The organism is Kineococcus siccus (assembly GCF_009906795.1).
In the GTDB taxonomy this organism is placed as follows: domain Bacteria; phylum Actinomycetota; class Actinomycetes; order Actinomycetales; family Kineococcaceae; genus Kineococcus; species Kineococcus siccus.
Map to the genome: position 1 here is coordinate 1 of NZ_JAAALN010000148.1, position 10,561 is coordinate 10,561.

The window sequence follows — 10,561 nt, forward strand, 5'->3', positions numbered from 1 at the left end:
ACATCGAGGGACTCCTGGGGGTCGGGGAGCCGGGTGCGGCCGCCCGTCGGGCGACCCGTGGCGGGACGTGGAGGCGTCACCGTAGGCACACGGGCCGGAGTCGGCACCTCGTGGGGGTGACGCGGGCCCGCCTCGCGGCGGTGCCGGGGCCGGTGACGGGCCCGGGGCCCGAGACGGGGCCGCCGGGTCCGGCCGGCCCCGCCGTGCCCCGCCGTGCCCCGCGCGGGACTACTTCTCGTAGCTGCGCAGCGCGTTGCCGACGCCGAAGAAGGTGGGCGCCCAGTGCCCGACGAAGATGCCCCAGCGGTCGGCGCGGTCGGTGCCCGCGTCCTCGGCCTGGCGGGAGATGGTCCAGGCCAGGAAGGACAGGCCGATGCTCGCGAAGCCCGCCGCGTAGGCGTACTCGGCCTTGATGCCGTAGTCGTGCAGCGCCTTGATCACCATGAGATGTCCTCCCGGACGTCGCGGGTCGACCCCGGCGCAGCGCCGGGTGATCTCGATGGGACCGCGGCCGGAACGATCGCGCCAGTCGGGACCGGCGTGGCGTCCGCGCGGCGCGCGGCTGGCACGATGCGCCCGTGACCGACGCCGCCGCCCAGACCGTCCAGGACGTCCTGTCGAGCGTGCCGCTGATCGACGGGCACAACGACCTCGCGTCGGCCCTGCGCGCCACGCGCGGCTACGCCGTGGAGGGCTTCGGCACCGGTCTGCCGGACCTGCACACCGACGCCGCGCGGCTGCGCGCGGGCCGCGTCGGCGCGCAGTTCTGGTCGGTGTTCGTCCCGTCGACGCTCGCGGAGCCGCAGGCGGTCGTGGACACGCTCGAGCAGGTCGACGCCGTGCACCGCCTCGTCGCCGCGCACCCCGACGTGCTGGTCGCGGCCTGCACGGCGGACGACGTCGAGGCGGCCTTCGCCGCGGGCCGCACGGCCTCGCTGCTGGGGGTCGAGGGCGGTCACAGCCTCGCGGGGTCGCTCGGCGTGCTGCGCTGCCTCGCGCGGCTCGGCGTTCGCTACGTCACGCTCACCCACAACGACTCGACGGCGTGGGCGGACTCCGCGACCGGGGCCGCGGTCGCGGGCGGCCTCGACGACGTGGGCCGCGCCGTGGTCGCCGAGCTCAACCGCACCGGCGTCCTCGTCGACCTGTCCCACACCGCGGAGGCGACGCAGCGTGCCGCGCTCGCGGCGAGCACCGCCCCGGTCCTGTTCAGCCACTCCTCGGCCCGCGCGCTCACCGACCACCCGCGCAACGTCTCCGACGAGGTGCTGCAGCTGCTCGCGCGGGCGGGCGGCGTCGTGCAGGTCACGTTCGTCCCGGCGTTCGTCTCGCAGGCCGTCGCCGACCGGGGGCGGGAGCTGGCCGCCGAGCGGATGCGCCGCGGGCTGCCCCGCGACGACGGCGTCTGGCCGCGCGCCCCGCGACCGGGGGAGACCGCCGCGCAGGCCGCGGCCGCCGTCGCGCCCCCGCCGGCCGACCCCGGCCTCGAGCGGTGGATCGCGGCGCACCCGGCGCCCGTGGCGACGCTCGCCGACGTCGCCGACCACGTGGAGCACGTGCGGGAGGTCGCGGGCGTCGAGCACGTCGGCCTCGGCGGCGACTACGACGGCACCGACGCCCTGCCGGCCGGGCTGGCGGACGTCTCCGGCTACCCGCGGCTGCTCGAGGAGCTCGCCCGCCGCGGCTTCTCGCGCGCCGACCTCGAGGCGCTCGCGGGCCGCAACGTCCTGCGGGTGCTGCGCGCCGCCGAGGACGTGGCGAGCGAGCCGCTGTGGCCCACCCTGCCGCGGCGCTGACGCGTCACCCGCGCGGTCCCGCCGCCGCGCCGCGGGGCCGGCGCCGCCACGTCAGCACCGCGGCGCCCGCCGTCGTCACCGCCCCGGCCACGGCGACGACGCGCAGCGGCCGCGACGGCGTGGCGACCGCGGCCCCGCCCAGCGCCCACGTCGCGGCGCCCAGCAGCTCCAGCGCACCCCGCGGACGCCGGCGCGTCCACGCCGCGGCGCCGGCCGCGACCCCGAGCAGGGCCACGGCGCACGGGACGACGTGGGCGGCGCGGCGGGGGTCGCTCCAGCCCGCGGCGCTCGCGAGGTTCACGCACAGCGCCGGGGCGGTCCAGCCCAGCAGCGCCCCGGCGGCGACGTCGACGGCGCGCTCGCCGTCGGCGGCGTGCTGGAGGCGGGCGTGCGCGACGGCCGTGGGCGCCACGATCGCGGCGAGCACGACGGGCGTCGCGCGGTAGCCGCGGCCGGACTGGGCGAGCAGCTCCCACGCCGTGTTCCCGGCGTACGCCGCGGCCAGCCACCAGCCCGTCCGCACGTGCACGTCGCGTCCGGTGCGACCGGGCAGCGCCTGCGCGACGGCCGCGGTCCCGGCCGCGGCGAAGATCGGCCCCCAGATCGCGAACGCCGGGCCGGGCGGGGTGATGAGCGAGGGGTGCTCGGCGCTCACCGAGCCGACGTCGCGCAGGCCCAGGCGCGTGGCCAGGGCGGGGGCGAGGACCTGGGTGGTGGCCGTGGTCAGGGCGGCGGCGGCGCGGGCGGTTCCGCGCGGGCGGGGATCCATGCGCGGACCCTAGATCCGCCACCGCGCCGGCACGAGGGTCCCGTCCGCCTCAGCGGGGCCGCAGGAGACCTGCGGCGGTGGGGGAGTCGGTCACGAGCACGGTGGGCAGCCCGCTGCGCAGCGCGGCGCGGACCGCGTCGAGCTTCTCCGGGCCGGCCGCGACGGCGATCCGCACGGGGACCCGCCGGATCTCCTCCACGGAGATCCCGGTCACGCGGCCGGCCAGCTCCTCCACGACCCGCCCCTGCGCGTCGATGAAGTGGCAGCACGTGTCGCCCACCACCTCGCGGGCGCGGAGCTCGTCGCGCACGGCGCGGCTGAGCACCCCGCCCCGGTAGAGCGCGGAACCCGGTGTCTCCGTGAGCGCACCGATGCCCGTGACCGTCGCCGTGAGGTCGCGGTAGCGGCGGACCGTGTGGGCCACGGTCGCCTCCGCGCGCAGGACGGCCCGCGCCTCGGCGCTGGAGACGAGGGCGGGCGCGTGCAGGAGGTAGGGGTCGCCGCCCAGCACGGAACTCGCCGTCACGACGAGCTGGGTGCCGTTGAACTCGTCCTCGGCGCTCGCGAAACCCCCGGCGAGCTGGACGACGTCGGCCGGCCCCGTCGGCGCGAGGTGGGCCACCACCTCGGCGAGCGCACGGCCCCAGCCGAGCCCCAGGCTGGAACCCGGCCCGACGACCGTCGCGAGGTGCGCCGCGGCGACGGCGCCGAGCCCCGCCTGGCCGCCCGCGGTCGTCACGGGCCGGGGCGAGAGGCGCACGGCGTCCAGGTCGTACTCCTGGCGCACCTGCTCCGCGAGGCGGCCGAGGCGCTCGGTGGGTTCCACGACCTCGATGCGCGCGATGCCGTAGCGGCGGGCGTCGTCGAGCAGCCGGGCCACCTTGAACCGCGACAGGCCGAACTCCTCGGCGATGTCGGTCTTGGAGCGGTCCTCCAGCCAGAACAGCCGGCTCACCGTCGCGGCCAGCTCCTCGTCGAACTCGGGTGGCGGTTCGTCCGTTGACGGCTGCCGATCCAGCATGTGACACTCCGATCATCAGGTGAGCAGCAGTGTAGCGCTCATTCGAGCGGAAGTGCTCACCGAACCTCGACGAAGGAGTCCGATGGCCGGGCACGCACCGCACCGGGTGGCCGTGGTGGGTTTCGCCCACATGCACGCGGGCGACCAGATCACCCAGGTCCTGCGGCACCCCGCCACCGAGCTCGTCGGCGTGTGGGACACCGATCCCGCCCGGCGCGACGCCGTGTGCGACGACCTGGGGGTTCCCGCCGAGGTCCGCCACACCGACCTCGACCGCCTGCTCGAGGTGGCGGCGCCCGACCTGGCGATCGTGTGCTCGACCACCGGTGAGCACACGGAGCTCGTGGAGCGCCTGGCGGCCCGCGCGGTGCACGCGATCCTCGAGAAGCCGTTCGCGCTGTCGCTCGCCGAGGCCGACCGCATGATCGCCGCGAGCGACGCGGCCGGGACGCTGCTGGCCGTGAACTGGCCGCTGGCCTGGTACCCGGCGCACTTCACGACGCAGCGGCTGATCGCCGAGGGCACCGTCGGCCGCGTCACCGAGGTCCACTACTACGACGGCAACCGCGGCCCGCTGATGCACGCGCACGGGAAGTCGGTGCTGCAGGCCCCCGACCTCGCGACCAAGCAGGCGTCCTGGTGGTACTCCCCCGAGTTCGGCGGCGGGTCGCTGCTGGACTACCTGGGCTACGGCGCCACCCTCGCGACCTGGTTCCGCGACGGGGAGCTGCCCGAGTGGGTGAGCGCGCTCACGTGGGGTTCCGAGGGCCTCGCGGTCGACGAGCAGGCGGTCGTCACGGCCTCCTACGCCACCGGGCTGTCGACGTTCCAGACCAAGTGGGGCACGTTCTCCGACCCCTGGACGGTCCAGCCCGCACCGGCCTGCGGTTTCGTCGTCGTGGGTGCGGAGGGCACCATCACGAGCCGCGACTTCGCCCCCGCCGTGCACGTCCAGACGACCGCCCACCCCGAACCCGTGGCCGTCCCGGTCGACGAGGCGCGCCCCGACCAGACGGGTGCCCTCGCCCACGTCATCGCCTGCCTGCAGGACGGCACCCGGCCCACGGGGCCGTCGAGCGCCGAGACCTCGCGCAAGGGCCAGCAGATCGTCGACACGGCCGCGGCCAGCGCGGCGAGCGGGCGCGTCGGCGAGCTCCTCGGTTCCCTCCTCGCCGACGGCGGGGTGCGGCGGTGAGCGCCCCCGGACCGCGCGCGGCCGACGTGCCGTACCTCCCCGTCGACCCGGCGCAGGGTTCGGCCCGGATCGGCCTGATCGGCTGCGGCGGCATCAGCTCCTGGCACCTGCGGGCCTACCGGGACGCGGGCTACTCCGTCGTCGCGCTGTGCGACGTCGTCCGAGACCGCGCCGTGGAGCGGCAGCAGGAGTTCTTCCCGGCCGCCGACGTCTACGACGACCACCACCTGCTGCTGGCCCGCGACGACGTCGACGTGGTGGACATCGCCACCCACGTCGACGTCCGCCCCGCGCTCGTCCGTGACGCGCTCGCCGCGGGCAAGGACGTCCTCAGCCAGAAGCCGTTCGTGCGCGACGTGTCCGAGGGCCACGAGCTGGTCGAGCTGGCCCGCACCCACGGCCGGATGCTCGCGGCCAACCAGAACGGCCGGTGGGCGCCGCACTTCGCCTACCTCCTCTCGGCGATCCGGCAGGGCCTCCTCGGCGAGGTGCTGTCGGCCGACTTCTGGGTGTACTGGCCGCACGACGAGACCGTCGCGGACCACCCGGTGTTCTCGCGCATGACCGAGCTCGTGCTGTTCGACTACGGCATCCACTGGTTCGACATGGTCGCGCAGGTGTTCGCCGGGAAGCAGGCCACCGAGGTGACGGCCCGCGTCAAGGACGTCCGCACCTCGGTCATCCCGGTGCCCACCAACGCGCAGGTCGGCATCGAGTTCCCCGACGCGCAGGCGTCGCTGACGTTCCGCGGCAGCAGCCACCACGCGGAGTGGGCGGGGTACCGCGTCGAGGGGACCGGCGGCGTCCTGTCCTACACGAGCGACGACTACCTGGGGGAGGGGACGGTGACCCTGACCACGTCCGCGGGTTCCGAGACGCTGCCGCTGCAGGGTTCCTGGTTCGCCAACGGCATGCACGGCAGCATGGCCGAGGTCCTCACCGCGCGCGAGGAGGGCCGCCCGGCGGCCAACGACGCGAGCACCGTCCTGCCCGGCCTGCAGCTGTGCTACGCCGCGCTGCGCTCGGCGCGGGACGCGACGACGGTCGACCCCCGCCTCGTGAACTCGGCCGACCGGTGACGCCGCGGCGCACGTGGCTGGGGATCGACCTCGGCGGCACGTGGATCAAGTGGGAGCACGTCGCCGACGACGGGCGCAGCCTCGCGGCCGGCCGCGTCGCGACCCCGACGGGCGGGCACGTGGAGGTCACCGAGGCGATCGCCGCGGTGTGCGCCGCGCGCGCCGGGGAGGCGGGCCGGCCCACGGGACTGGGCATCGCGGTCCCGGGTCACCTGACCCCCGAGCGCGACGGCATCACCCTGCTGCCCAACGTGTCCGGGCAGTGGCGCGGCTACCCCGCCCGTGCGGTCCTGGCCGAGCGCACGGGCCTGGAGGCCGTCCTGCTCAACGACGCGCGCGCGTTCGCGGTCGCGGAACTCGGGGGGGCGGCCCCGGTGCACGGCGTCGAGGAGGTCGTGTTCGTCACGATCGGCACGGGCATCGGCGGCGCGCTCGCCGTGCGCGGGGAGGTCGTCAGCTCGCGCCGCGACTCCTTCGGCGAGCTCGGGCACACCAGCGTCGTCGTCGACGGCGAGGAGTGCGGGTGCGGAGGACGCGGGTGCGTCGAGGCCTACGCCGGCGGGGCCGCGCTCCTGGCGCGGGCGCGGGCTCGGGGGGTCGCCGTCGAGCCCGGCGCGGGCGCGCTGACGTCGCTCGCGCTCGCGGCGCGGAGCGAACCGGCTGCCGCGCAGGTGCTCACGGAGGCCTACGACGCGTTCGCGGTCGGCGTCTCCAACGCGTGCGCGCTCGCCGGCGCGGGCGCCGTGGTGGTGGGCGGCGCGGTCGCGGAGGAACTGCCGGGCTACGCCACGCGGTTGCGGCAACGGCTGTCGCGACGGCGGCGCCTGCTGGGCGACGTCGAGGTGCTGAGCGCCGCGCTCGGTCCCCGCGCGGGGGCCCTCGGGGCCGCGCTCGCGGCGCGCGCCGGGCACGTCCGCACCGGCGAGGGGCTGGTGCTGCAGCCGTGAGCTGGATCAGCGAGGCCCACGCCGTGCTCGACCGCATCGAGCAGACCCAGACCGCCGCCATCGCCGAGGCGGCCGCGATCGCGGCCGACTCCATCGCGGCGGGGTCGGTCGTCTTCGCCGCGGGGACCGGGCACTCCCGCATCGCCGTCGAGGAGCTGTTCCCCCGCTACGGGTCCTTCCCGGGCTTCTACCCGCTGGTCGAGCTGTCCACCACGTTCCACACGCAGGTGGTCGGCAACAACGGCCAGCGCCAGGCCATGTTCCTCGAGCGCGTGGAGGGCCTCGCCGAGCAGGTGCTCGCGAACTTCGCCCTCGCCCCGCCGCAGAGCATGATCCTGTTCAGCGCGAGCGGCCAGAACGCCGTGTCCATCGAGATGGCCGTCCTCGCCCGCCGCGCGGGCCTGCCCGTCGTCGGCGTCACCTCGCTCGCCGAGTACGCGGCCAGCCCGCCGCGGCACAGCTCGGGGCAGAAGCTCGCCGACGTGTGCGACGTCGTCGTCGACCTGTGCACGCCGGTGGGGGACTCGCTGTGCGCCCTCGACGGTCTCGACACCCCCATCGGGCCCGGGACGACGCTCGCGGGGGCCGCGGTCGTGAACTCGCTCAAGCTGGCGACCGCCCGCATCCTCGCGGCGCGCGGCCGGCTCCCCTCCGTGCTGACCAGCGCGGCCGTCGTGGGGGCCGAGCGGTCGCAGGCGCTGTTCGAGGACGCCTACCTCGACCAGGCCGAGCGGTCCGCCGCGGTCCTGCGCGTCCGGGCCCCGCGGCCGTGAGCGGCGTCCTGGTCGCCGGGGCGGACGGCGGCATCGGGTCCGCGGTCGTGCGCGAACTCGCGCGGCGCGGGATCGACACGGTCGGCGTGGACCGCGACACGGTCGACGTCACCCGGCCCGGGGGCGCCGAGGAGGCGCTCGAGCTCGCGGCGGCGCGGCTCGGCACCGTCACGGGCGTCGTCCACGCGGTCGGCATGAGCGGGCGGCGCCTGGGCGACGGCGACGTCGCCGCCTGCACCGACGAGGCGTGGGCGGAGGTGCACCGCGTCAACCACGAGTCGGTGTTCCGGCTGCTGCGCGCGGCGCTGCCCGCCCTGTCCGGCGGCGGGTCGATCGTGGTCGTCGGCTCGGCGCTGGCGCGCACGCTGGACGAGGACTTCCTCACGGTGGCCTACGCCAGCGCGAAGGCGGCCCTGGTGCCGCTGGTGCGCTCGGCCGCCTACAGCGGCGCCCGCCACGGCGTGCGCGTCAACCTCGTCTCGCCCGGCGTGGTGGACACGCCGATGGCGCGCCGCGCGGTCGAGTCGCCCGACGTCGCCCCGCGACTGGCTGCGCTGCAGCGGGTCAGCCGCGGTCCGCAGAGCGCGGACGCGGTCGCCCGGGTGGTGTGCTGGGTCCTGTCCGACGAGGCGTGCGACCTCAGCGGGGCCGAGGTCCCGGCCGACGGCGGGTGGACGCTGCGATGAACGCGCACCCCCTGGTCCGCACGGTGACCGGCGACCTGCCGGCGGCGCAGCTGGGCCGCACCGACGCCCACGAGCACGTGTTCCTGGCCTCGCCGCAGCTCGCGGGGGAGGAGTTCCAGGACCCGTCGAAGGCGGCCGAGGAGCTCCACCTCGTCCGGGCGTCCGGCATCGACGCGGTGGTGGACCTCACGACCATCGGCCTCGGCCGCCGGCCCGCGGACCTCGCGGCCGTGTCGGCCGCCACGGGCGTGCACGTCGTGGCCGCCACCGGCTACCACCGCGACGCGCACTACCGCGGCGACCACTGGGTCCAGCGGGCCACGCGCGAGCAGCTGCTGCGCGCCGTGGTGGCCGACGTCCGCGACGGCATGGACGCCTCCGACTGGACGTCGCCGTTCCGCGAGACGTCCCCCGCCCGCGCGGGCATCATCAAGGCCGGCGCCTCCTACCAGCGGATCAGCCGCGGGGAGCGCCTGCGCCTGGAGGTGTGCGTCGAGGCGGCCGTCACGACGGGCGTCGCGCTCGCCGTGCACACCGAGGTCGGCACCGCGGGCCCGGACGTCCTGGACGTCGCCGAGGCCGGGGGCCTGCCGGCGTCGCGCGTGCTGCTCGCCCACCTGGACCGCAACCCCGACGTCGAGGCGCACGCGGACCTGGTCCAGCGCGGCGCCGTGCTCGTCTACGACACGGTCGGCCGCATCAAGTACCGGCCGGACAGCGTGCTGCTCGACCTGTGCGAGCAGATGCTCGAACGAGGGCACGGCGCCTCGATCGTGCTCGGCACCGACGTCGGCCGCCGCTCGATGCTGCGCTCGCACGGCGGCGGGCCGGGGATGGACGTCCTCGGGCGCGAGTTCCTCCCGCGGCTGCGCCGGCGCGTCGGCGAGCACGCCGTCACCCGCCTGCTCGTGGACACCCCGGCCCGCTTCCTCGCCCTCCAAGGAGACGCCCCATGACCCGCCCGAGGTTCCCCCTGGCCCGCGCGCTGGGCGACGCGCTCGGCGCGGTCCCCGCGCTCGGGGACTACGACGTCGTCGTCGTCGGAGGTGGTTCCGCCGGGTGCGCGGCCGCCGTGGCGGCGAGCCGCGGCGGCGCCCGCGTCCTCGTGGTCGAGAAGTCCGCGCGCCTGGGCGGGATCGGCACCGCGGTCCTCGACACGTTCTACGGCTTCTACACGCCGGGCGAGAACCGCAAGGTCGTCGGCGGCATCGCCGACGAGGTGGTCGCCGGCCTGGTGGCCGAGGACGCGGCGTTCGTCCGGCCGAACACCTACGGGGCGGGCGGCGGGGTCACCTACAACCCCGAGGTCCTCCTGGGCGTGTGGGACCGGCTCCTCGCCGACGCCGGCGTGGCCGTCCTGTTCCACTCCGTCGCCCTCGACGTCGTGCAGTCCCGCGGGCCGCACGAGGTCGACGGCCTCCTCCTCGCCGGCAAGTCCGGCCTCACCCGCCTCGGTGCCCGCTACGTCATCGACGCCTCGGGCGACGCCGACGTGTGCGTCGCGGCGGGCGCGGGGTTCGACGGGGCCGAGACGGGGGAGCAGGTCCAGGCCCTCACCACGACGTTCCGGCTCGCCGGCGTGGACACCGAGCGCGCACGCGCCTTCCCCAAGGAGCAGCTGTTCGAGGCCATGGCGGACGCGGCCCGCGCCGGGCGCTACGACCTGCCCCGGCAGGAGGGCAGCATCCACCGCACCCCGGTCGAGGGGGTGTCGCTCGCCAACATGACGCGGGTCGAGAAGGTCGACCCCACCGACGTCGTCGCGCTGTCCCGCGCGGAGACCGAGGGCCGTCGGCAGGTGCGCGAGTACGCCGCGTTCCTGCGCCACGAGGTGCCGGGGTACGAGGCCGCGCAGCTCGTGGGGGTCGGCCTGCACATCGGGGTCCGGGAGAGCCGCCGCATCCACGGCCTGTACCGGCTGACCGAGGACGACGTGCTGTCGGCTCGCCGCTTCGAGGACGCGATCGCCTCCTGCGGCGCACCCGTCGAGGACCACAGCGGCGGCACCGACACCCTGTGGCGCTACATCCCCGACTCCGGCACCTACGACATCCCCTACCGCGCGCTGCTGCCGGTGGGTCTCAGCAACGTCGTCGTCGCGGGGCGCTGCCTGTCCGCGACCCACGGGGCGCACGCCAGCGCGCGCTCCATCGGCCAGTGCCTCGCGATGGGCCAGGCCGCCGGGAGCGCGGCCGCGCTCGCCCTCGGTCACGGCCTCGCCCTGCCGGACGTGCCGGCGCACGAGCTGCAGCGCCTGCTCGTGGCGGACGGGGCCGTGCTCGACCGGCCCGCGCC

The 10,561-nt window shown here is 76.4% G+C and carries 11 protein-coding genes; 8 read left to right on the forward strand and 3 right to left on the reverse strand.

Features of this window, described 5'->3' with window-relative positions; genetic code table 11:
• Nucleotides 1-228: 228 nt before the first annotated feature.
• A complete protein-coding gene (locus tag GTR02_RS15330; RefSeq protein ID WP_205709373.1) occupies nucleotides 229-444 on the reverse strand; it encodes a hypothetical protein in 216 nt (71 codons plus the stop codon).
• Between the two features lie 134 nt (nucleotides 445-578).
• Between GTR02_RS15330 and GTR02_RS15335 the strand changes: the two genes are divergently transcribed.
• Nucleotides 579-1,796, forward strand: coding sequence for a dipeptidase (locus GTR02_RS15335; RefSeq protein ID WP_338073844.1), 1,218 nt, complete (start codon nucleotides 579-581; stop codon nucleotides 1,794-1,796).
• Between the two features lie 4 nt (nucleotides 1,797-1,800).
• On the opposite strand, the gene GTR02_RS15340 is transcribed toward GTR02_RS15335, so the two are convergent.
• Both GTR02_RS15340 and GTR02_RS15345 read right to left on the reverse strand, forming a co-directional pair.
• Complete coding sequence (locus tag GTR02_RS15340) at nucleotides 1,801-2,565, reverse strand: hypothetical protein (protein WP_166608365.1); 765 nt, start codon at nucleotides 2,563-2,565, stop codon at nucleotides 1,801-1,803.
• Nucleotides 2,566-2,614: 49 nt separating this feature from the next.
• Entirely contained in the window at nucleotides 2,615-3,586 is a 972-nt protein-coding gene (locus tag GTR02_RS15345) for a sugar-binding transcriptional regulator (protein WP_166608366.1), read from the reverse strand.
• Between the two features lie 82 nt (nucleotides 3,587-3,668).
• On the opposite strand from GTR02_RS15345, the gene GTR02_RS15350 reads away from it, so the two are divergent.
• The 7 genes from GTR02_RS15350 to GTR02_RS15380 all read left to right on the forward strand — a co-directional run.
• On the forward strand, nucleotides 3,669-4,781 hold the full coding sequence (locus tag GTR02_RS15350) for a Gfo/Idh/MocA family protein (protein ID WP_166608367.1): 1,113 nt from the start codon (nucleotides 3,669-3,671) through the stop codon (nucleotides 4,779-4,781).
• Nucleotides 4,778-5,860 carry a Gfo/Idh/MocA family oxidoreductase gene (locus tag GTR02_RS15355; RefSeq protein WP_166608368.1) on the forward strand — a complete coding sequence of 361 codons (1,083 nt, stop codon included), beginning with the start codon at nucleotides 4,778-4,780 and terminating at the stop codon, nucleotides 5,858-5,860. Before GTR02_RS15350 ends, GTR02_RS15355 begins: the two co-directional genes overlap by 4 nt.
• Nucleotides 5,857-6,807: an ROK family protein gene (locus tag GTR02_RS15360; protein ID WP_166608369.1), complete on the forward strand. Its 951-nt coding sequence runs from the start codon at nucleotides 5,857-5,859 to the stop codon at nucleotides 6,805-6,807. The genes GTR02_RS15355 and GTR02_RS15360 overlap by 4 nt, the downstream gene beginning before the upstream one ends.
• On the forward strand, nucleotides 6,804-7,580 hold the full coding sequence (locus tag GTR02_RS15365) for a sugar isomerase domain-containing protein (protein ID WP_166608370.1): 777 nt from the start codon (nucleotides 6,804-6,806) through the stop codon (nucleotides 7,578-7,580). Before GTR02_RS15360 ends, GTR02_RS15365 begins: the two co-directional genes overlap by 4 nt.
• Nucleotides 7,577-8,266: an SDR family oxidoreductase gene (locus GTR02_RS15370; protein WP_166608371.1), complete on the forward strand. Its 690-nt coding sequence runs from the start codon at nucleotides 7,577-7,579 to the stop codon at nucleotides 8,264-8,266. Before GTR02_RS15365 ends, GTR02_RS15370 begins: the two co-directional genes overlap by 4 nt.
• Nucleotides 8,263-9,222 carry a phosphotriesterase family protein gene (locus tag GTR02_RS15375; protein ID WP_166608372.1) on the forward strand — a complete coding sequence of 320 codons (960 nt, stop codon included), beginning with the start codon at nucleotides 8,263-8,265 and terminating at the stop codon, nucleotides 9,220-9,222. Before GTR02_RS15370 ends, GTR02_RS15375 begins: the two co-directional genes overlap by 4 nt.
• The coding region (locus GTR02_RS15380) for an FAD-dependent oxidoreductase (RefSeq protein WP_166608373.1) at nucleotides 9,219-10,561 on the forward strand (1,343 nt) is incomplete at its 3' end. The genes GTR02_RS15375 and GTR02_RS15380, both read left to right, overlap by 4 nt.